Below are 20,524 nucleotides of genomic sequence, written 5' to 3' on the forward strand. Positions count from 1 at the left end.
CGCACCGACCCGCACCGCCCTCCGACCACCCGGACCGGCCACCGGTCGATCCGCACGACCACATCACAGTCCGAAGGAGCACTGATGATCCCCCTCACCCGACGCCGCGGCCTTGCCGCTGGGCTCGTCGCCGCCACCGCGGTCGGCCTGACGGCCTGCGGGTCCGCCGACCAGCAGGTCGCGGGCGAGCCCGAGGCCCCGGCCGAGCCGGTCTCGCTCACCATGACGGTCTGGACCGCGAACGAGGACCAGCTGGCCATGTTCCAGCAGATCGCCGACGCGTACGTCACCGCCCACCCCGACCTCGTCGCGGACGTGTCCTTCGAGGCCATCCCCTTCGAGGACTACACGACCTCCCTGACCACCCGCCTGGCAGGAGGCAACCCACCCGACCTGGCCTGGATCCTGGAGAGCTACGCCCCCGAGTTCGTGCAGAGCGGCGCCCTCGTGGACGTCGCGCCCACCCTGCAGGCCGCCGAGGGGTACGACTACGACGACCTGGTCGAGAGCTCCCTGTCCCTGTGGGAGCAGGACGGCGGCCTGTTCGCCTACCCGTTCTCCAACAGCCCGTTCGCGATGTTCGTCAACACCGACCAGATCGAGGCGGCCGGGCAGCCCTCACCCGCCGAGCTGGTCGCCTCCGAGAGCTGGACCTACGACGCCGCACGCGAGATCGCCACGGCGGCGGCCGCGGAGTCCGGCAAGCAGGGGCTGGTCGTGCGTGACTTCGAGTACCAGGTGTGGGAGAACCTCTCGACCGTCTGGGAGGGCTGGGACGCCGCACCGTGGAGCGAGGACGGCACGCAGTGCACCTTCACCGACCCCGAGATGGTCGCGGCGATGAGCTGGATCCACGAGGCGACCTTCGTCGACGGCGCCCTGCCGGGTCCGGGCACGACGGCCGACTTCTTCGCCGGGGACGCCGCCATGACCATCACGCAGATCTCCCGGGCCTCCGCGCTGGACGACAGCTTCGCCTGGGACCTCCTCCCGCTGCCCGCCGGACCGGAGGGCCGCCAGAACGTCATCGGCCAGGCCGGGATCGGCGTCTTCGCTCAGGGAGCCAATCCCGAGGTGGCCGCGGACTTCCTGGCCTGGTTCACCAACCCCGAGAACGCCGAGCAGCTCGCGACGTACTTCCCGCCGCCGCGGGAGTCCCTGCTGACCGCCGAGGTCCTCGGTGCGGCGAACCCGTTGCTCAGCGAGGAGCAGCTGCAGGCCGTGGTGGTCGAGGGCATCCAGGACGCCGTGACCAAGCCGGCTCACCCGCGCTTCGCCCGGCTGCAGGAGACGGTCCGGATCGGCCTCGACGACCTGTGGTCGGCGGGCGCTGACGTCGAGTCCGTGCTGGCCGAGGTCTGCGCGTCGATCGACCCGATCCTCGCGGACTGATGTCGACCCCGCTCGCGACGGCCGCCCCGGGGCAGCGCACCACGCGCCGCCCGGGGGCGGCCACCCGCCGCGACTGGCTGGTCGGGTACACGATGATCGCGCCGCAGGTCCTGGGTGCGGTGGCGTTCGTGCTCGTCCCGCTGGTCACCGTCGCCTGGTACTCGTTGCACGAGTGGAACGTCCTGGCGAACACCTTCGTCTTCGCCGGGGTCGACAACTACGACCGCATGCTGGCCGACCCGGGACTTCGCGACTCGCTCATGGCGAGCCTGTACTTCTCGATCGGCCTGGTCCTGCTGAACGTGTCGCTCGCGCTGCTGCTCGCGGTGCTGCTCAACCAGAAGCTCCCCGGCACGACGACGTTCCGCACCTTCTTCTTCTCCCCGGTTGTCGCGTCACTGGTCGCCTGGACGATCGTGTGGAGCTTCCTGCTCCAGGACGACGGCGGGATCAACGGCTTCCTGGCGACCCTCGGGATCCAGGGCCCCAACTGGCTGCGCGGCGAGGGGACCGCGATGCTCGCGGTGATCGTCGTCCAGGTGTTCAAGAACGTTGGCCTGAACATGATCCTGTTCCTCGCGGCCCTGCAGAGCGTGCCCGAGGAGATCCAGGAGGCTGCGCGCATCGACGGCGCCGGGGCGTGGCGGCGGTTCCGTTCGATCACGCTGCCGCTGATCAGCCCGACCATCCTGCTGGTCTCGATCCTGACGATCGTGGGCTCCCTCGAGGTCTTCGCCCAGATCGCCGTCCTGACCGGCGGCGGGCCGGGCAACTCGACCACGGTGCTCGTCTACTACCTGTACCAGCAGGCGTTCCGGTTCAACGAGTTCGGGTACGCCAGCGCCGTGTCGGTGCTCCTGTTCGTCATCGTGCTGGTCCTGACGCTGATCCAGTGGCAGACGCGGAAGAGGTGGGTCTTCGATGAGGTCTGACGTGCATCCCGCCCCCGTCGTGGCGCCCACCGCGGGCGACGCACTCCCGGGTGACGGGGACGCCCCCACCCCCTCCGCCGGCTTGCCGGGCCCGGGCAGCGCCCGACGTCGCCGCCGCCTGACGCGTGGCCTGCTCGTGGCGCTGCTGATCGTGCTCTCGGTGCCGTTCGTCTTCCCGACGTGGTGGATGGTGAGCTCGAGCCTCAAGCCGATGAGCGAGATCCTGCGGATCCCGCCGACGGTCGTCCCGCAGGACGTCTCGTGGGCCGCCTACGCGGACGTCTTCCGTCTGCAGCCCTTTGCGCAGCAGTACTGGAACAGCCTGTACATCGCGGTGGCGGTGACCCTCGGGACGATCCTCGTGGCGTCGATGGCCGGCTACGCCTTCGCCCGGATCCGCTTCCCCGGGGCCAACGCCCTGTTCGTGCTCGTGCTCGTCGGGCTGCTCGTGCCCTCCGAGGTGACGATCGTCCCGCTGTTCCGGATGGTGAACTCGCTGGGACTGATCGACACGCACTGGCCGCTGGTCGTGATCCCGATCTTCGGGGCACCCAGCGTGCTGGCGACCTTCATCATGCGGCAGTTCTTCCTCGGCCTGCCCCGTGAGCTCGAGGAGGCCGGTCGGATGGACGGCCTGGGCCGGTGGGGCATCTTCTGGCGCATCGCCTTCCCCCTGGCGAGCCCCGCCGTCGCGGCCGTGGCGATCTTCACGTTCCTCAAGTCGTGGAACCTGTACCTCGAGCCGATCGTGTACCTGTCGAGCCGGGAGAACTTCACGCTCCCCCAGGCCCTGACCCAGTACGTCGACGCCTACGGCGGACCGATGTGGAACGTCCAGCTCGCGGCCACGACGCTCACCGTGCTGCCGGTGCTGGTGGTGTTCCTGCTGGCCCAGCGGCAGTTCGTCCAGGGTCTGGCCCACTCGGGGCTCAAGGGCTGAGCCCCTCACCAGGGGGGCGAGGGGCTCAGCGCAGGGTTCGGGTCGGCGCAGGTTCGGATCGGCGCGGCTCAGCGCAGCGGCAGCCCGAGGTCGGCCATGAGCACCCGCTCGCCGGTGACCATCGAGGTGTTCGCGGCGATCCCCACGACCACCGAGCGCAGCCCGTCGCGGTACCCGGCCTGCCGGCCGAGCGGGTCGGCGGCCGTCCCGCGGAAGACGTCGTCGAGCAGCAGCCGGTCCCCGCCGCCGTGCCCGCCCGCGGTGGTCACGATCGGGACGACCTTCGCGGTCTCCCAGTGCTTCTGCACGGTCAGCCGCTCACCGCGTCGGCGCACGTCGGCGTCGTCACCGAGGCCGTCCTCGACCGAGCTCGCGTCCAGGACGAGGCGACCGTCGGCCCCGCGCAGCACCGCGGCGCGCTCGACCACGTCGAGCTCGGCCCGGCCCAGGGTGCCGTTGACGCTCACCCGGTAGCCCTCCCAGGGGCTGTGCGCGTTGAGCGAGTAGGTCATCACCGGGCCACCCTCGTACCCGACCATCAGGGACAGGTTGTCCTCGATGGTGATGCCCGGGGCGAAGACGTCACGGTCGCGCAGGTAGCCGTCGTGGTGCTCGGCGTCCCAGTACAGGGCCTTGAGCTTGGGGTCCTGTCGGAGGTCCAGGGCGAACGGGTCGTCGCTCGGCGGGTCGACGGTGCCTCGCTCCGGACGCGGGCCCAGCCCCCGGGCGCGGGCGTTCTGGTCTCCGTAGAAGCGCAGCGCCCCGCTCGCGTAGACCCAGGAGGGGACGTCGTCGAGCCACCAGTTGACCAGGTCGAAGTGGTGCGAGGCCTTGTGCACCGCGAGCCCGGCCGACCGGTCCTTCTCCCGGTGCCAGCGGCGGAAGTAGTCGGCGCCGTGCATGGTGTCCAGCACCCACTCGAAGTGCACCGAGGTCACCTCACCGATCTCCCCCGAGGCGATGACCTCCTTCAGGGCGCTGTTGCGCGGCGAGTAGCGGTAGTTGAACGTCAGCACCAACGAGCGGCCGGTCTGCTCGATGGTCTCGACGATCGCCCGGCACCCGGCCAGGTCGGTGGTCAGCGGCTTCTCGACCACGACGTCCGCGCCAGCACGCATGGCCCGGGTGGTGAGGTCGGCGTGGGTCCAGTCGGGGCTGGTGACCAGCACCACGTCGAGGGACTGCTCGGCGATCATGCGCTCGAGGTCGTCAGGCCCGTAGCGCGTGGGCACGGGCCCCTCGGGGCGCCCGGCGGTCACCAGGGAGTCGGCGTAGTCGGCGCGGGTCGGGTTGGGCTCGCACCAGGCGACGAGCTCGCCGTCCGCCGCGTGGTCGCCGACCAAGGCCTCGATGTACATCTGCGAGCGAGCTCCGGTCCCGACCACGCCGTAGCGGCGCGCCATCAGCCGATCACCGCCCCGACCTCGGCGATGAACTGCTCGGCGGCCTGTGCCGGCGTCACCTGGTCGAAGAGCACCTGCTCGTTCATCCGCGCCATGATGCCGGCGACCTCACCCGCACCGATCGGGGGGGTGTTGAGGCTGTCGAGGATCTCGGGGGCGACGTCCTCGAGGAAGGCCGCCGATCGGCGGTCCGCGTCGGTGAAGTCACCCTCGAGCGCTGCGCGGACGTCGGTGTTGGCGGGCAGCCCCCGGTCGGAGAGGATCAGCCGACCGGCCTCGACGTCGTTGAGCAGGAAGTCGACGAGCAGCGCGGCCTCCTCGGGATGGGCGCTGGTCGAGGCGATCGAGTAGTACATCGACGGCTTGAAGTACATGCCGGTCCGCTCTCCTACGCTCTCGCCCGGGAGGCGCAGGAGCTCGAGCTCGTTGCCCGAGGCGTCCTCGGTAGGCCCGAGCTGGCTGGTCCACCACAGACCCATCCCACCTCGCCCGGTGGCCATGAGGGACTGCGTGGTGTCGGCGTTCATCTCGACGGTCTCCGCAGCGGGCGGGTTGCCGCCCGCCTCACGCATGTCGACCGCCATCTGCCACCAGGCCTCGAGGGTCTCGGGCCGGAAGCCGAGGCTGCCGTCCTCGGCGTACAGCTCCTCGCCCTGCTGCCGGGCGTAGATCGCGAAGCCGACCTCGGTGAAGCCGTAGTCCTGGGCCCCGAACACGCCGTCGTCGGTCCCGGCGGTGACCGCGTTGGCGATCTCGACGTAGTCCTCCCACGACCACGTCGTGTCGTCCGGCATCTCGACACCCGCGTCGGCGAAGACCTGCGGGTCCGCGACGATCGCGGCCGAGAGGATCCCGGTGGGGATCCCGTAGAGCGCCCCCTCGAACTCCCCGGCCTGAGCGACGCTCGGGTCGATCTGGTCGAGGTCGATGGTGCCGGCGTGCTCGTTCAGGTCGACCAGCGCACCGCGGACGCCGTACTCACGGAGGTAGCGCTCCTCCTGCGTGATGACGTCGGGGGCGTCACCCGCCGCGACGGTGGTGGCGAGCTTGTCCCAGTACCCGCCCCAGTCGGTGTAGTCGGGTACGACGTCGATGTGCGGGTACTCGGCCTCGAAGAGGTCGATCACCTGCTGGGTGGTCTCGTGCCGGTTGTCGTTGCCCCACCAGGAGAACCGGATCTGCACCTGCTCGCCGTCGGCCCCGCTGCCCTCGGCCGGACCCGCGGTCCCGGCCGCGTCCGTGCCGGCGTCCCCGCTGCCGCAGGCCACCAGGGCCGTGGCGCAGGCCAGCGCGGTGATCGTCAGTGGCAGCCGCCTGCGCGCGGTGGTGCGGTGGTGTCGAACGGTCATCGTGGCTCCTTCGCCTCATGCGTCGTGCTCGTGGTCGTGCCGGTCCTCGTGCTGGTCGTGGTCCCGTGGACGCGAGCGGGTGCCGGGACGAACCCCTCGTGCCGGACCCGCCACCCCTCGCCGAACCCCGGTGTGACGGGTCCGCCCTTCCAGCCACCTGCCATCAGCGCCACCGCGGCGAGCAGGCCGCCGTTGCCGGGCAGGTACACCGGCAGGTGGTCGGTCTGGCGGTTGTGGCCGTTGGGCAGGTACTGGTTCTTGGTCACCTCGAGGAGCAGGACGTCGACGGCGGTCGCGGGCTCGCCGAGGCGCGTCGCGGTCATCGCCAGCGCGGGGTAGTCCCAGCCCCAGGTGCTCTCCCAGTCCCAGTCCTCGAGGACCCCGTGCAGGGTCGCTCGGACCACCTCGGGGTCCATCACCTCGGTGGGCGGGATGACGCCGAGCCCGTAGACCATCGACGGGTGGTCGGTGCGGATCGTGAACGGCTCGACGCCGATGGCCTCGTAGCGGCCGTCACGGACCAGGGGCTTCACCATCGCGTGGCCGACGGCGTCCCACTGCGGCTCCCGCGCCGTCCCGGCACGCACGCGCCACTGCTGGGCGACCTCCAGGGCCCACGACCAGGCGGCGAGCTCGAACGGCGGGTCGGTCGCGCGGTCACGGATCGAGGCGTAGGACTCCTGCGCGGGCACGAGGGGCGGGCCCAGGCCGTAGCCGTCCTGCCGGGGCTGGGCGACGTCGGCCATGAACCGGGCCGTGGCGTCCACGACCTCGGCGTAGCGCTCGACGGCTCCGGGCGACCCCGCGCGGCGCAGCAGCTCGGCGAGGTGGATCACGTGGGGCTGCTGCCACAGCAGGAACGGCCCGATGTCGCTGGGGCTCTCGCGGGCGTCGGGGCCGACCTGCTTGGGCCACCGGGCGCCGTCGTACCCCTGGGTCCGCGCGGTCCGGCGGGCGGCGGGCAGCGCCTCGAGGTACCACGCCATGCTGCGCTCGAGCAGGTCGGGGCGCCCCCACAGGGCGAAGTGCGCCGCGTGCCACCAGTGCATCTCGAGGTGGAAGCGACCGCGCCAGCTGTTGCAGAGCAGGCCGGTCTCCTGGGGAGGCGTGGACCCGGCGCACTGGATCGCGGTGAGGTACTGGGAGAGCACCACGCGGCGTTCGAGCTCGGGGGCCCTCGGGTCGGTGCTGCCCGCGAGGTCGATGGCGGCACCTCGCCCCCAGAAGGTGGGCCAGTGCGCGCTCGAGGCCTGCACGACCACGTCGACGCCGGTCGCAGCGGGCGGCTGCGCGCCCGGGCCCAGGCCGACGGCCAGGTCCAGGACGGGTCCGGCGGGGACCATCAGCAGCTCGTGCGCACCAGAGCGCTCGAGGCGGGCGCCCGGGGAGGCCACCAGCCGGGCGGTCCAGGTCGGCTCGACGGCACCGTCGAAGTGCCGGTGCACCAGGGCGCCGTCCTGCGTCGGCGTCAGGTCGGTGCGGTGCCGGTCCGGGCGGGACCAGTCCGCGGCGTTGCTCCACGACTCCGAGCCGTAGGGGAACGTCAGCCGGACCGCGAGGTCGGAGGTCCGCTCGTCGTCGGGGGCGAGGTCGAGCCGTTCGACCCGGACCGCCAGGACGTCACGGTCGGGGTGGCACGCGGTGGTGACCCGCAGCCGCCTCCCGGCGAGCACCAGGTCGCTCACCACGACACCGGTCCACAGGTCCAGGACCTGGGTGGACTCGCCCAGCTCCGACGGCGAGGGCGGGCGGTACGCGCCCGGCCCACTTCCGGGCTGCGCACCGCCGCCCTCGTCGTCGGCGTCCCTCCTGCCCGGGGGCGCGTCGCGCACGACGAGCGCGATCCGCACGAGGTCCAGGCGGTGAGGGTTCGCACGCAGCCAGCGGTGGGACACGTCGAGCGCCGTGTCGTCCGAGCCGGACAACGGCGGTGCGTCGACGTAGAGCACCTCACCCCGGGCCGAGCGGTAGGGCCGTCGCGTCGCCGCGAGGTCCGCGCCGTCGGGCCGTGGGGTGCTGTGCCAGCCCCACTGCGACTGCGTTCCGAGCAACGTCCCCGGGGCACCACCCCCTGGGTCCGTCACCGGGTACTGGTCGGGGAAGGTCTGCAGACCCGTGGGGTCCACGGCCAGGCAGAGCTCCCCGTTGCCGACCTGGAGCGGTGAGGCGGGGTCGATACCGGTGACTCGCACGGCGTGCCGCCCGACGACGGCTCTGCGGTCCAGCACGGTCGTCCCCCTTCTGCTGCGCTCGGTCCGGCTCCTGGCCGGGGCGCTGCGCCGTCGTGGCCGCAGCGCCCCGGGGGTTCAGGAGATCGCGGCGTTCATCTCGCTGACCAGCTGCTCGGCGGCCTGCTCAGGGGTGAGCTGACCGAAGAGCACGCCGTCGTTGAGGCGGGTCAGGATGATCGGCGTCTCGGTCGAGCCTGTCGGGCCGATCACGAAGTCGCCGTCGATGTGCCCGCTGACCCGCTCGATGAAGGCGAACTCCGTCTCGCGGACCGGCTCGAGGCCCTGGTCGATCAGGTGCTCACGCACCGCGGAGTTCGCCGGGATGCCCCGGTCGGCGCCGATGAAGTCGGCCGCCTCGGTCGAGGAGACCAGGAAGTCGACCAGCCGGGCCGCCTGCTCGGGGTGGTCGCTGTTGGCGCTGATCGTGTAGAGCTGCGAGGCCTGGAGCCACATGCCCGGCCCCTCCTCGGTGGTCTCACCCGGCGGCAGCATCATCACCATGTCGGTACCGGCCGCGGTGCTGTAGGCCGCGAGCAGGTTGGACCAGCCCGGCATCATCGCGGCCAGGCCCTGCCCGATGAGCGACTGCTCGGGGGCCGGCTGGCCGGCGAGCTCGGCCGTGATGGTGGCCGACGGTGTCGCGCCGCTCTCCATCAGCCCGGAGGTCATCTCCCACCACTGCTGCACGATGGGCGGCTCGACGGCGATGCCTCCCTCGGGCGAGTACAGCCCCGTGCCGGTGTGCTGGTTGACGTAGAGGTCGAGCATGTCGGCGCCGGTGGTGAGGTCCGCCGAGCCGTAGGTGCCCTCGGGGGTGTTGGCCGAGATCTCGGTCGCGATCTGGACGAAGTCCTCCCAGCTCCACGACTCGTCGTCGGGCAGCTCGACGCCGGCCGCCTCGAAGATGGCCGGGTTGACGATGAGACCGAAGGTGTTGACGCCGGTCGGCACGCCGTACTGGGTGTCGCTGAAGTACCCGTTGGCCAGGGCACCCTCGTCGAGCGCGGTCAGGTCGAGGTGGTCCGAGACGGTCTCGAGGTCGAGCAGCACCCCACGGTCGCCGTACTCGCGCGGGTACGCCCCGCCCATGGTGATGACGTCGGGCTCGTCGCCTGCCGCGACCGAGGTCGCCAGCCGGTCGAAGTAGGAGTTGAAGTCCACCGCCTCGGTCTCGACCACGACGTCGGGGTTGGCGGCCATGAACGCGTCGACCGCCTGGTTGGTGATCTCGTCACGGACCTCGTTGCCCCACCAGCTGAAGCGGATGGTCACCTGGTCGCCGTCGGCGGCGTCGGCCCCGGGCTCGGGGGTGGCCCCGGAGTCGTCGGTGTCACCGCCGCAGGCTGCGGTGGCCAGCAGGGCGGCCCCGAGCAGCCCGGCGGTGGCGAGCCGGCCGGCCCTCCGTCCGCGTGACGGAGCGGTCATGTCTCGTGTGGATCGCATCGCAGTCCTTCCGCGCCGCGTCGTTGCGGCTGTCGAGAGCGGTATCGGTCGACACCTGGTCCGTGGGTATGAATCGATTCAGGAGCACTGCGTCCGTGCCCGCCGTCTCGATCCGGCACCCGGGTGGGCGCCTCTTTACACCGGTGTAAGTGGAACACACGCGGGGCACCGGGTCAATGTTTCGGGTGTCCTGGCTGGTCAGCGGGCCGGCGTCGGCAGCGCGGTCGACTCGCGGACCTCGAGCCGGAACTCCGCGACGACCTCCTGGCCCGGACCCTGCGCCGCAGACTCCCCCGCGGTGAGCCGCTCGACCAGCATCTCCACGGCGGTGCGGGCGATCTGCGGGCGACCGGGCTCGACGGTGGTCAGGCTCGGCCTGGAGAAGCGCGACTCCTCGATGTCGTCGAACCCCACCACGGCGACGTCCTGGGGGACCGACAGCCCGTGCTCGAAGAGCTCGCGCATGGCCCCGAGCGCGAGCACGTCGTTGAGGGCCAGGACGGCGTCGATCTCGACCCCCCGGGAGAGCACCTGGCGCATCGCCGCCGCACCGGTGGCGCGGTTCCACTCGACCCCGGAGCCCGTCCGCGCCGGGTCGTGCTCCAGGCCGGCCGCGGCCAGCGCGTCGAGGAAGCCCTGAGTGCGCAGCGAGCCGGCCCCCACCCCCTCGGCGTCGAAGGAGCCGATCAGCGCGATTCGTCGCCGACCGGTGGCCAGCAGGTGCTCGGTGGCCGCCCGCGCGCCTGCGACGTTGGCCATCGCGACGTGCGGCACCCGGCTGTGCAGCGAGCGCTCACCCAGCAGCACCATCGGGAACGACACCTCCAGGAGCGGGGCGTCGCCGGCACGCAGGGCCACCGGCGAGAAGATCAGCCCGTCGGTCATCCGGCGCCGCTCGCTGGCCAGCACCTCGAGCTCGCGCTCGCGCACGCCGCCGGTCTGCTCGATCAGCACCGTGTAGCCGCGGTCCTGCGCGGCGGCGATCACCTCGTCCGAGAGCTCGCTGAAGTACGGCAGCCGCAGCTCGGGGACCGCGAGCGCGAGCATGCCGGTGCGCCCCAGGCTCAGGCTCCGGGCCGCGTGGTTCATCTGGTAGCCGAGCTGGTCGATCGCGGTGAGCACCTTGGTGCGGGTGGTCGGGCTGACGTGCGGGAAGTGGTTGACCACGTTCGAGACGGTCTTGACCGACACACCCGCGAGCCGTGCGACGTCACGCATGGTCGACGACACCGCTGCACCTCCACCCGGGACCCGACAGTGCCGCCACTATCCCACTGACGCGCGAACCACGGTGGACACTCCTCGCCGACCCACCTAGGGTCGTCGGTAACCGGTTACCCGACGGTCGAGGCCCCGAGCGGCCCGCACGCCGTCCGGCTCGCACCGGCCGACCCTCACCGTGGAGGACGCTGATGACCACCACCCACAACCTGCTCCGTGTCTCGGGCACCAGCATCGTCGACCCGGAGGGCACCCCCGTGCTGCTGCGCGGCGTCGGGCTCGGCGGGTGGATGACGATGGAGAACTTCATCACCGGCTACCCCGGCACCGAGTCCCAGATGCGCCGCGCCGTCGGACGGGTCCTGGGGGCCGAGACGGCCGAGGTCTTCTTCGACCGCTTCCTCACCGACTTCTTCACCGGCGCCGACGCCGCCCACCTCGCCTCCCTGGGGATGAGCTGCGTGCGCGTCCCCTTCAGCTACCACCACTTCGAGGACGACTCGGCCCCCTTCGTGCTCAAGGAGGAGGGGTTCCGTCGGCTCGACCAGGTCGTCGACGCGTGCGCCGCCCACGGGATCCGCACGATCCTGGACCTGCACGCGGTCCCGGGTCACCAGAACCAGAACTGGCACTCCGACAACCCCTCGCACTGGGCGCACCTCTGGACCCACCCGCACTTCCAGGACCGGGTGGTCCACCTGTGGGAGGCACTGGCCGACAGGTACAAGGACAACCCCTGGGTGGCCGGGTACAACCCGCTCAACGAGCCCGCCGACCCGAGCGGCGAGGTCATCGGCCCGTTCTACACCCGCCTGGAAAGGGCGATCCGCGCGGTCGACCCGCACCACATCCTCTTCCTGGACGGCAACCGGTACTCGACCGACTTCTCGATGTTCGACGAGCCGGTCGACCAGGCCGTCTACACCGCGCACGACTACGCCCTGCCCGGGATCGCCACCCCCAGCCGGTACCCGGGCGAGACGCGCGGCAAGCACTTCGACCGCGACGTCGTCGAGCAGACGTTCCTGCGGCGCACCGAGTTCATGCGACGCACCGGGACACCGATCTGGGTCGGCGAGTTCGGCCCGCTGTACACCGGCGACCCCGAGCGCGACGCCGGCTGCCTGCGCCTGCTCCAGGACCAGCTCGAGATCTACCGCGAGCACGGTGCGAGCTGGAGCCTGTGGACCTACAAGGACATCGGCACCCAGGGGCTGGTGCACACCGCACCCGACAGCCCCTACCTTCGGCTGATCGAGCCGGCCCTGGCCAAGAAGCGGCGCCTGGGCACCGACTCCTGGGGTGGCAGCGAGGCCGGCACCCGGCACGTCCTGGAACCGATCGAAGAGCTGTTCCGCACCGAGTTCCCCGACTTCGACCCCTTCCCCTGGGGACCCAAGCCGTGGATCAACCTGCTGGTGCGGCACATCCTGCTCGCCGAGCCCATGGTCGACGAGTACGCCCGCTGCTTCGAGGGCGTGGGCGCGGACGACGTGGCCGAGCTCGCCGGGTCCTTCGCCCTGGACCGCTGCGTCGAGCGCACCGGCCTCACCGACCTGCTGCGGTCACACCTCGCCGACGGCGCGGGCGTCCACCCCGAGGTGCAGCCGGGCTGAGCGCACCAAGGCGTCCTCGACAGCGTCGAGGAACCGCAGCGGCGCCTCGTAGCGGATGCAGTGCCCGACGTGGGGAACCGGAACGTGCACCAGGTTCCCGTCCGGGAAGGCCCCGAGCAGCTCGACCACCCGGGAGACCTGAGCGGGACGGACGATCGCCCCCTGGGCCGGGTCACCGGTCAGCAGGGTCACCGGCATCGCCAGACCTGCCATCGCCTCGACCCAGTCGCGGCCGTCCCAGGCGTGAGGCACGTCGGCCAGCCCCTGGTCGACGACGACCTTGGCCTCCGCCCACGCCACGTGCACCTCGGGCGCCCAGGTCGGGTGCTCGACCCGCGACCGCTCCTCGAGCTCCTCCGCGGTGACGTCCCGGTAGGAGGCCAGCGTCTGCCTCATCCACAGCGGCACCCCCGAGGTGTCGACCTCACGGACGGTGACCCAGGCGGGGTCCTCGAGCACGAGGCCCGCCACCAGGTCGGGCTCGGTCAGCGCGAGCTCCTGCGCCGTGACACCACCCATCGAGTGCCCGACCACGAGGGCCGGTCGGCCGATCACCTCGCGCAGCACGCGGGCGGCGTCGGCGGCCAGGGCCGCGATGGTGAACGGCTCCTGCAGCAGGGGCGAGTCACCGTGCCCGCGGGCGTCCTGCGCGACCACATGGCTGCCCCGCGCGAGCTGCTCGGCCGGGCCCGCCCAGCACCCCGAGGAATCCGTCACCCCGTGCAGCAGCAGCACCGGCATGGCCGTGGCCTCCGGAGATCCCCACGACTGCCACGCCACCGTCCCGACCCGTCCCGACCCGCGCACGTCCGCTCCTTCGCCGCCGTCCGATCATGCCGTCCTCCGCCGAGCGTAGGCGTCCGCCGCGGGTGGCGTGACCGCCCTGCGGTGTCGATGTCAGTGAGCGAGAAGCCCCGCGCGACGACGGGACCCGTCGGGCGACCACCCGCGGCTAGGGTGGGTCGCCGTGCCCATCACCCTCACGCGTCTCGATCCGACCGGCATGGACCACGACGACCTCGTCGACTTCATGACCCGCAACGAGTTCGGCTTCCACGTGCGGCCGCGCCTCACGCGCGAGGAGGTCGAGGCCGCCATCGCCCGAGGTGCCTACCGGGACGAGGACAACGACTCGTGCTGGGTCGAGCACACCGAGCTCGGGCGCATCGGCTTCCTGCGGTTCGAGGACCTCAGCGAGGGCACCCCGCTGTTCGACCTCCGGCTCGACACCCCGCTGCGAGGACGCGGCCTGGCCGCCGACGTGCTGAGAGCGGCCACCGACCACGTCTTCACGACCATGGACACGCACCGGTTCGAGGGGCAGACCCGCGAGGACAACATCGCGATGCGCAAGACCTTCCTCCGCTGCGGCTGGCTCAAGGAGGCTCACTACCGGGAGGCCTGGCCGGTCGGGGGAGGAGCGCCGGTCGCCTCCGTGGCGTACGCGATCCTTCGACGCGACTGGGAGACCGGGCGGACCACGCCCTTGCTGTGGGAGGACCTGACTCTCTGAGCAGCCGGCGCTCGCACCGGTCGGCGGTCGGGATGCCGACCGTCCACGGACGTGGTGACACTGGGGCATGGGAGCACTCAGCAGATCCGCCGTCCTGGGCCTGGCCACCGGGGGCCGTGCCACGCTCGCCCTGGCGGTGCCCGTCCTGGCCGCGACCCGTGACCGGCGCGGCGTCGGCCCGTGGTTGGTGCGCGCCGCCGTCCGCGCCGCCGTGGTGGGTGAGCTCGTCGGCGACAAGCTGCCGACCACCCCCAGCCGCCTGGAGCGCCCGGTGCTCGTGGCCCGGGTGGGCGCCGGAGCGGCCGGTGCCCTCGGGCTGGCCCTGACCGAGGGACGTCCGGTGGGCCGCACGATCGCCGCGACCCTGACCGGGGCGGCGGGGGCGTTCGTCGGTTCGCACGCCGGCCACGCGTGGCGGGGCTGGGCTGCGCAGGACGGACCGGAGTGGCTCCGGCCCGACCTGCGTGCGGCCCTGGCCGAGGACGCCCTCGTGCTCTCGGCGGCTGCCCGGCTCACCCGGGGCTGACCCGCGCCTGCCGTGCCCGACCCGCGCGTCAGTAGGCGGTCCGGTACAGCGCGAGGATCTCCTCGACCGTTGCGGGCCGCGGGTTCCCGCCGGCGCAGACGTCGTCGTGGGCCGCCTGGGCGAGGGCTGGCAGGTCTACCTCGCGCACCCCGATCTCCCGCAGCTGCGCGGGCACGTCGAGCCTCGCGGCGAGCTCGGCCACGGCACGGACCGCCGCCTCGCGGGCCTCGTCCAGGGTCAGGCCGCCGACACCGGCCACGCCCATCGCCCGGGCCACGGCGCGCAGCTTCTCACCGGTGTGCGTGGCGTTGAAGGCCATCACGTGGGGCAGCAGCACCCCGTTGGCGATGCCGTGCGGGGTGTCGTAGAACGCGCCGAGCGGGTGGGCCATCGCGTGGACCAGTCCGAGCCCGACGTTGGAGAAGCCCATGCCCGCCATGTACTGCCCCAGCGCCATCCGCTCGACGCCGTCGGCCTCGCCGCGTGCCGCGGAGGGCAGCGCGGAGGCGATCATCTCGATCGCGGTCAGGTGCAGGGCGTCGGTCAGCTCCCAGGCGCCCAGGGTCGTGTACCCCTCGAGCGCGTGGGTCAGCGCGTCCATGCCGGTCGCGACGCACAGGCTGCGCGGCATACCGTCCATCAGGTCGGCGTCCACGACCGCGACCAAGGGGATGTCGTGCGGGTCGACGCACACGAACTTGCGCCGGTTCTGCACGTCGGTGATGACGTAGTTGATCGTCACCTCGGCCGCGGTGCCCGCGGTGGTCGGCACCGCGATGATCGGGACGCTGGGTCGCGTGGTGGCGGCGACACCCTCGAGGCTGCGGACGTCGGCGAACTCGGGGTTGGCGATGATGATGCCCACGGCCTTGCAGGTGTCCTGCGGCGAGCCGCCGCCGATCGCGACCAGGCAGTCCGCCTCGGCGGCCTGGAAGGCCTTGACCCCTTGCTGGACGGCCTCGATGGTCGGGTTGGGCATCACACCGTCGAACAGCTCGTAGTCGATCCCGGCCTCGTCGAGCCTGCTGGTGACCCGGGCAGCGACCCCGTTGGCCACGAGCACCGCGTCGGTCACCACGAGCGCCTTGCGATAGCCCTTGGTGGTGATCTCGAGCGGGACGTTCGCGACCGCGCCCCGGCCGAAGTACGCGGTCTGGTTGAGGATCATGCGGTGAACCATGGTGGTGCCTCCTGGGTGACGGGACCGCGGTGCGCCTCGTCACGCACAACGGCGGGTGGATTGATGCGGTGCTCAGGGAAGGCGGGCGCCCTCGGGGATGTCGATGTCGCCGTAGACCAGCACGGTCGGAGCCCCCGCACGCTCGGCGTGGAACAGCACCTCGGCGTTCTCCTCGACCGCGACGGCGACCTTGAAGGCGAGCTTGAGCGACACGCCGACGGCCAGCAGCCCGTGGTTGCCCCAGACGACGGCGTTGACGGCGTCACCCATGAGCTCGGCGCTGCGGCGACCGAAGTCGGCGTTGGTCGAGAACTCGAAGGGCATGATCTGCACCGGACCCTTGGCGTACAGGACCATGTTGAGCAGCACGGGGTCGATGGTGCGGCCCAGGGCGCCGAGCACGTTCACGAAGGTCGACTCGGTGTGCACGATCGCCTGCGCGTCGGGCCGACGGCGGTAGTGCGCCAGGTGCACGGGCAGCTCGGTCGAGGGCAGCAGGTCGCCCTCGAGGACGTTCCCGTCCATGTCGACCACGAGCATGTCTGCGGGCTCCATGGCGTCGTAGCGCACGTCGCTCGGGGTGATGACCACGGCGTCCTGGCCGTCGAGCACTCCGGGGAGGCGCACGCTGATGTTGCCCTGGGTGTTGAAGTTCAGGCCGCAGCGCACCGACTCGCGGCAGTAGTAGAGGATCTCCTCGCGGAGCGTCGGGCTGGCGAGGCTGGGACGGGTGGTCGTCTGCTGGCTCATGCTCTCTCCCGGAGTTCTGAATCGTTTCACCCAGGATGTCGCGAGAAGGCCAGAGGAACCAGGGACGTCGGTCCCACTGGTGGTGACCTTCGGAACGGGACGACAGGTGCTCGCCCTGGTCCAGGAGGGCGGTGTGGTTCGGTTCCGGCGGTCCGGTCGTGACCCAGGGCTGGCAGTCGAGACGGGTCAGAGGGAAGCGATCGTGGACAAGGACGCACCGGCCAGGGTGACGCCCGAAGGGCTGGCGTCGTGAGCCGATTCCCGCGGCGACCCGTAGGCACGGCAGGTGGCCTGGGCCTCGGCGACGATCTCGTCCCGCAGGCTGGTCGGCTCGACGACGAGGACATCGGGTCCGAAGCGGCGGAGCACCTCGACGGCGTGCGACCTGTCCGAGAACGAGAGCAGCACGCGGACGTACCCGGGCGGAAGGTCCGCGTCGGTGGGCAGGGCGTGCGCGGCCGGGAGCTGGAGGTTCTCGACGAGGCTGAGGAGCTCGCCGATCCGGCTCGAACGGGCGAAGGTGTCGACCGTCTCTGGGATGAACCGTGCACGGAACCTGCTGCGTGAGTCCTCCCACAGCTGACGCAGGTTCAGATCCCCGGGTCGGTCTGCCTGCTCGTCGAGGAGCTCGACCGATGAGATGCGGGCGAGGTGGTAGAACCGCGGCCGACCCTCGCACGCCGCTGCCAGGTACCAGGTGCCCGCCGAGCAGATGAGGCCGTACGTGTCCAGGCAGCGTTCCTGGTTGCCGACGGTACCCCTGCTGCGGTAGCCGATCCGGACGCGGCGGTCCGCCATGACGGCGTGCTGCAGGGTGTCGAGGTGGGCCGACCGTCGAGCGGGTAGCCAGTCGCCGGCATCGATGACGACGCGCGCCGTGACCACGTCGACGGTGTCGCGCACGCCGGCCGGAAGCGCTGCAGTGAGCTTGCGCCGCGCGGAGGCGAGAGCGTCGTGCAGGCCGAGGTCGTAGGCCCCGCTGGTCGCTGCAGCAGTGAACAGGGCCTGCGACTCGTGTGGCGTCAGACCCGTGACGTCAGTGCGGAACCCCGGGTCGAGGTGGATCCCGCCGCCCCTGCCAGGCAGGCAGTACACAGGCACGCCCGCTGTCGACAGGCTCTCGACGTCCCTGAGGATGGTACGGGTCGAGACGCCGAGCTCGAGCGCGGCGGCCGAGGCGGTGATGGATCCTCTGGCTCTGAGTATCCAGAGCAACGAGAGCAACCGGTCCGCTCGCATGGCAGCAAGCCTGCCAGGAACCATGACCAGAGATGTCATGTTTGGGTGCCAGGCTCACGCACGGGGCCGATGGTCGGTTCCCGGAAGGAGTTCACCGTGAAAGCCGACCTCAGCCCGTACATCGCGTTCGAAGGCGTCGCGGGCGAGGTGCTGCGCTTCTACGCACGTGTCCTCGGTGGCGAGCCCTTGCTCGAGACCTACGGTGCCTACAACGCCAGCGACGACCCGCGCGACCAGGACAGGGTCCTGTACGGCGTCCTGCGCAGCCCCGACGGGTTCGTGGTCCGTGTCACCGACACCAAGGCGGACGAGAGCCTCACCCCGGGCGACAACCACTACCTGTGCCTGAACGGCGACGGTGAAGACCTGCTCCAGCGGTGCTGGGACGGACTCCGCGAGGGCGCAACGATCGTCACACCGCTGGAGAAGTCTCCGTGGGGTGACACCTACGGACAGCTCGTCGACCGTTTCGGGGTCACGTGGCAGGTCAACATCGGCAGCTCGGAGTAGCTGCACTCGGCGTCCTTGCGGTGACAGCCGGCCGCGAAGGCAGGGCCCGACGGGCGACCGGACGCGCCGTCAGTCCCGGTCCGACGAGGGACGCCGTCGGGCGACGGCGGACCGGCGCGCCCGCACGACAGCGTCCAGCAGCGTGCCGATCACCAGACCCGCCACGACACCGACCCCGGCCCGCGCCATCGGGGGTACCTCGACGAGCTGGGCCACACCGAGCCCGAGCCCCACGACGTAGATGGACCACACCGCCGAGGTGCCCGCCGTGACCAGCATGAAGCGGCGTCGCGGGAAGGACGCCGCCCCGGCGACCACGTTGACCGCGACCCGCACCACCGGCAGGAAGCGGGCCGTCACCAGCGCGGTGACCCCCCGCTCGTGCAGCGCCGCGCCCGCCCGCTCGAGCACCATCGCCGCACGCGGTCCACGCATCCCCGGCACCGAGCGGCGCGCCCGGAGGCTCAGCACACCCAGGGAGTACGCCACCTGGTCGCCGACCCACGCCCCGGTCGCCGCCACGAACCAGAGCACGGCCGGCTGCGGGCCGTCCTCCACGTGGATCAGCGCTGCCAGTCCCGTGACCACGGCCTCGGAGGGCACCGCCGGGAAGACGCCGTCGAGCACCACCAGCACGAAGACCACCGGGTAGGCCCACAACGACCACTCGACCCACAGGTCAGGGGACACGCGGGGGCACCCCGACGTCGATGCCTCGGCAGGTCACCGGGACAGCATGGCGTACCGGGCTGTCGGCGGTCAGCCCCGGATCCGCCCCTCGGCGGCCGCCCAGCGGTCGGGCGGCCCCGACGGCTCGTGCACGCGCCGTACCTCGTCGGGCACCGTGGTGCGGCGCAGGTCGGCCAGGCTGCCCGCGAGCGCACCGGTCGCCCGGGCCTGCACCAGGACGTTGCCGAGCGCTGCGGCCTCGACGGGACCGGCGACCACGCGCAGCCCGGTCGCGTCGGCGGTCAGCTGGCACAGCAGCTCGTTGCGCACCCCACCACCGACCAGGTGGATCACGTCGACGTGGCTGCCCGAGAGCTCCTGGGCGGTCCGCACCGCGCGACGGTAGGCCAGCGCCAGCGAGTCCAGGATGCAGCGCACCGTCTCGGCCTGGGACTGGGGCGGCACCTGACCGGTGGCCGCGACCGCGGCGGCGATCCGGCCGGGCATGTCCCCCGGGGGCAGGAACTGCGGGTCGTCCACGTCGAAGACGGCGCTCAGCACCGGCACACGCGAGGCGTCGGCGAGCAGGGTCGGCAGATCGGTCGGCAGACCCTGGTCGGCCCAGGTGCGCATCGACTCCTGCAGCAGCCACAGCCCCATGACGTTGCGCAGGTAGCGCACGGTGCCGTCCACCCCGAGCTCGTTGGTGAAGTTCGCGGCGCTGCTGGCCGGGGTGAGCACCGGGGCGGGCAGCTCGAGTCCCACGAGCGACCAGGTACCGCACGAGATGTACGCGAAGTGCTCACCCTCGGCGGCCGGCACCCCGACCACCGCCGAGGCGGTGTCGTGCGAGCCGACCGCGAGCACAGGGACCGGACCGCCCAGCCCGAGGGCCGCGGCGACGTCGGGCGAGATCTCGCCGATGCGCGTTCCCGGCTCGACCAGCCGCGGCAGGGTCAGCGCGTCGAGCCCCAGCCGCTCGACCAGCTCGGTGGCCCACGCCCGCCGCCGGACGTCGAGCAGCTGCGTGGTCGAGGCGTTGGTGACCTCTCCGACCTCCTGGCCGGTGAGCCAGTAGGCCAGCAGGTCGGGGATCATCAGCATCCGCCGCTGCGGACCGCTCAGGACCGCCCGTTCGGCCTCGAGCTGGAAGATCGTGTTGAACGGCTGCGTCTGCGCGCCGGTGACCCCGTACAGCTCGGCGGGCGGCACCAGGGCGTGCACGCGCTCGACCATCCCGGCGGTGCGGGCGTCCCGGTAGTGCACCGGGTTGCCGACCAGCTCGCCCGCCTGGTCCAGCAGGCCGTAGTCGACCGCCCACGAGTCGATGCCGATGCCCGCGGGGACCCCGTGCGAGCGCGCCGCCGCGCGGATGCCCTCGAGGATCCCGGCGTACAGGCGCAGGACGTCCCAGTGCAGCTTCCCGCGGACCGTGACCGGACCGTTGGGGAAGCGGTTGACCTCGTGCAGGGTCACCGACGCAGCGGCCGACCCCGCGGCAGGGTGCACCGTGCCGGCGATGACCCGACCGCTCGACGCCCCGAGGTCGACCGCGACGTGCGTGACCCCTTCGCCGGGCTGTGTGCGCTCCATCAGACTCCCCTTCCTGC

Annotated in this window: 18 protein-coding genes; 7 read left to right on the forward strand and 11 right to left on the reverse strand. The window is 71.8% G+C overall.

Annotation, left to right across the window (positions count from 1 at the left end; all coding sequences use genetic code 11):
- Window positions 1-84 precede the first annotated feature (84 nt).
- Genes M1R94_RS00220 through M1R94_RS00230 form a run of 3 tightly spaced genes read left to right on the forward strand, consistent with a single transcriptional unit; the run spans window position 85 to window position 3,264 of the window.
- Window positions 85-1,392 (forward strand): ABC transporter substrate-binding protein, encoded by a 1,308-nt coding sequence (locus M1R94_RS00220; RefSeq protein ID WP_249379651.1) that lies wholly within the window; start codon window positions 85-87, stop codon window positions 1,390-1,392.
- Window positions 1,392-2,324 (forward strand): carbohydrate ABC transporter permease, encoded by a 933-nt coding sequence (locus M1R94_RS00225; protein WP_249379652.1) that lies wholly within the window; start codon window positions 1,392-1,394, stop codon window positions 2,322-2,324. Before M1R94_RS00220 ends, M1R94_RS00225 begins: the two co-directional genes overlap by 1 nt.
- Window positions 2,314-3,264, forward strand: coding sequence for a carbohydrate ABC transporter permease (locus M1R94_RS00230; RefSeq protein ID WP_249379653.1), 951 nt, complete (start codon window positions 2,314-2,316; stop codon window positions 3,262-3,264). The genes M1R94_RS00225 and M1R94_RS00230 overlap by 11 nt, the downstream gene beginning before the upstream one ends.
- A 68-nt stretch (window positions 3,265-3,332) precedes the next feature.
- Here the strand turns inward: M1R94_RS00230 and M1R94_RS00235 are convergent, their stop codons facing one another.
- From M1R94_RS00235 to M1R94_RS00255, 5 genes are all read right to left on the reverse strand, one after another.
- Window positions 3,333-4,667 carry a Gfo/Idh/MocA family oxidoreductase gene (locus tag M1R94_RS00235; protein ID WP_249379654.1) on the reverse strand — a complete coding sequence of 445 codons (1,335 nt, stop codon included), beginning with the start codon at window positions 4,665-4,667 and terminating at the stop codon, window positions 3,333-3,335.
- The gene (locus tag M1R94_RS00240) at window positions 4,667-6,016 is read right to left on the reverse strand and encodes an ABC transporter substrate-binding protein (protein WP_249379655.1); all 1,350 of its coding nucleotides are present in this window, start codon (window positions 6,014-6,016) and stop codon (window positions 4,667-4,669) included. The genes M1R94_RS00235 and M1R94_RS00240 overlap by 1 nt, the downstream gene beginning before the upstream one ends.
- A complete protein-coding gene (locus tag M1R94_RS00245; RefSeq protein ID WP_249379656.1) occupies window positions 6,013-8,244 on the reverse strand; it encodes a hypothetical protein in 2,232 nt (743 codons plus the stop codon). The genes M1R94_RS00240 and M1R94_RS00245 overlap by 4 nt, the downstream gene beginning before the upstream one ends.
- 78 nt (window positions 8,245-8,322) lie before the next feature.
- The gene (locus tag M1R94_RS00250; RefSeq protein WP_249379657.1) at window positions 8,323-9,672 is read right to left on the reverse strand and encodes an ABC transporter substrate-binding protein; all 1,350 of its coding nucleotides are present in this window, start codon (window positions 9,670-9,672) and stop codon (window positions 8,323-8,325) included.
- A 216-nt stretch (window positions 9,673-9,888) separates the two neighbouring features.
- Window positions 9,889-10,920 (reverse strand): LacI family DNA-binding transcriptional regulator, encoded by a 1,032-nt coding sequence (locus tag M1R94_RS00255; protein ID WP_249379658.1) that lies wholly within the window; start codon window positions 10,918-10,920, stop codon window positions 9,889-9,891.
- Between the two features lie 182 nt (window positions 10,921-11,102).
- Here M1R94_RS00255 and M1R94_RS00260 point away from each other — a divergent pair, with 182 nt between their 5' ends.
- Complete coding sequence (locus M1R94_RS00260; RefSeq protein ID WP_249379659.1) at window positions 11,103-12,527, forward strand: glycoside hydrolase family 5 protein; 1,425 nt, start codon at window positions 11,103-11,105, stop codon at window positions 12,525-12,527.
- Here the strand turns inward: M1R94_RS00260 and M1R94_RS00265 are convergent.
- Window positions 12,477-13,334 carry an alpha/beta fold hydrolase gene (locus M1R94_RS00265; RefSeq protein ID WP_249379660.1) on the reverse strand — a complete coding sequence of 286 codons (858 nt, stop codon included), beginning with the start codon at window positions 13,332-13,334 and terminating at the stop codon, window positions 12,477-12,479. The two genes, M1R94_RS00260 and M1R94_RS00265, sit on opposite strands and share 51 nt — an antisense overlap.
- A 160-nt stretch (window positions 13,335-13,494) precedes the next feature.
- On the opposite strand from M1R94_RS00265, the gene M1R94_RS00270 reads away from it, so the two are divergent.
- Together M1R94_RS00270 and M1R94_RS00275 are read left to right on the forward strand one after the other, a co-directional pair.
- Window positions 13,495-14,040 (forward strand): GNAT family N-acetyltransferase, encoded by a 546-nt coding sequence (locus M1R94_RS00270; RefSeq protein ID WP_249379661.1) that lies wholly within the window; start codon window positions 13,495-13,497, stop codon window positions 14,038-14,040.
- Window positions 14,041-14,107: 67 nt separating this feature from the next.
- Window positions 14,108-14,566: a hypothetical protein gene (locus M1R94_RS00275; RefSeq protein WP_249379662.1), complete on the forward strand. Its 459-nt coding sequence runs from the start codon at window positions 14,108-14,110 to the stop codon at window positions 14,564-14,566.
- A 28-nt stretch (window positions 14,567-14,594) separates the two neighbouring features.
- Here the strand turns inward: M1R94_RS00275 and fucO are convergent, their stop codons facing one another.
- The 3 genes from fucO to M1R94_RS00290 all read right to left on the reverse strand — a co-directional run bounded on the left by fucO (window position 14,595) and on the right by M1R94_RS00290 (window position 17,735).
- Window positions 14,595-15,746, reverse strand: a complete 1,152-nt coding sequence (gene fucO / locus M1R94_RS00280) for a lactaldehyde reductase (RefSeq protein WP_249379663.1) — start codon at window positions 15,744-15,746, stop codon at window positions 14,595-14,597.
- Window positions 15,747-15,818: 72 nt separating this feature from the next.
- Window positions 15,819-16,496 (reverse strand): class II aldolase/adducin family protein, encoded by a 678-nt coding sequence (locus M1R94_RS00285; RefSeq protein WP_249379664.1) that lies wholly within the window; start codon window positions 16,494-16,496, stop codon window positions 15,819-15,821.
- Between the two features lie 186 nt (window positions 16,497-16,682).
- A complete protein-coding gene (locus tag M1R94_RS00290; protein WP_249379665.1) occupies window positions 16,683-17,735 on the reverse strand; it encodes a helix-turn-helix transcriptional regulator in 1,053 nt (350 codons plus the stop codon).
- Window positions 17,736-17,831: 96 nt separating this feature from the next.
- Between M1R94_RS00290 and M1R94_RS00295 the strand changes: the two genes are divergently transcribed.
- Entirely contained in the window at window positions 17,832-18,245 is a 414-nt protein-coding gene (locus tag M1R94_RS00295) for a VOC family protein (protein WP_249379666.1), read from the forward strand.
- A gap of 69 nt (window positions 18,246-18,314) precedes the next feature.
- Here M1R94_RS00295 and M1R94_RS00300 read toward each other — a convergent pair whose 3' ends face one another.
- Window positions 18,315-18,935, reverse strand: a complete 621-nt coding sequence (locus M1R94_RS00300) for a DedA family protein (protein WP_249379667.1) — start codon at window positions 18,933-18,935, stop codon at window positions 18,315-18,317.
- A 69-nt stretch (window positions 18,936-19,004) separates the two neighbouring features.
- Complete coding sequence (locus tag M1R94_RS00305) at window positions 19,005-20,507, reverse strand: rhamnulokinase (RefSeq protein ID WP_249379668.1); 1,503 nt, start codon at window positions 20,505-20,507, stop codon at window positions 19,005-19,007.
- Window positions 20,508-20,524 lie beyond the last annotated feature (17 nt).

It is taken from the genome of Actinotalea alkalitolerans (assembly GCF_023369855.1).
GTDB lineage: Bacteria > Actinomycetota > Actinomycetes > Actinomycetales > Cellulomonadaceae > Actinotalea.

Coding starts and splice junctions, on each gene's coding strand:
- M1R94_RS00225 (WP_249379652.1), top strand. CDS start 1,392: ATGTCGACCCCGCTCGCGACGGCCGCCCCGGGGCAGCGCACCACGCGC.
- M1R94_RS00285 (WP_249379664.1), bottom strand. CDS start 16,496: ATGAGCCAGCAGACGACCACCCGTCCCAGCCTCGCCAGCCCGACGCTC.
- M1R94_RS00260 (WP_249379659.1), top strand. CDS start 11,103: ATGACCACCACCCACAACCTGCTCCGTGTCTCGGGCACCAGCATCGTC.
- M1R94_RS00235 (WP_249379654.1), bottom strand. CDS start 4,667: ATGGCGCGCCGCTACGGCGTGGTCGGGACCGGAGCTCGCTCGCAGATG.
- M1R94_RS00305 (WP_249379668.1), bottom strand. CDS start 20,507: ATGGAGCGCACACAGCCCGGCGAAGGGGTCACGCACGTCGCGGTCGAC.
- M1R94_RS00290 (WP_249379665.1), bottom strand. CDS start 17,735: ATGCGAGCGGACCGGTTGCTCTCGTTGCTCTGGATACTCAGAGCCAGA.
- M1R94_RS00250 (WP_249379657.1), bottom strand. CDS start 9,672: ATGACCGCTCCGTCACGCGGACGGAGGGCCGGCCGGCTCGCCACCGCC.
- M1R94_RS00220 (WP_249379651.1), top strand. CDS start 85: ATGATCCCCCTCACCCGACGCCGCGGCCTTGCCGCTGGGCTCGTCGCC.
- M1R94_RS00240 (WP_249379655.1), bottom strand. CDS start 6,016: ATGACCGTTCGACACCACCGCACCACCGCGCGCAGGCGGCTGCCACTG.
- M1R94_RS00230 (WP_249379653.1), top strand. CDS start 2,314: ATGAGGTCTGACGTGCATCCCGCCCCCGTCGTGGCGCCCACCGCGGGC.
- M1R94_RS00275 (WP_249379662.1), top strand. CDS start 14,108: ATGGGAGCACTCAGCAGATCCGCCGTCCTGGGCCTGGCCACCGGGGGC.
- fucO (WP_249379663.1), bottom strand. CDS start 15,746: ATGGTTCACCGCATGATCCTCAACCAGACCGCGTACTTCGGCCGGGGC.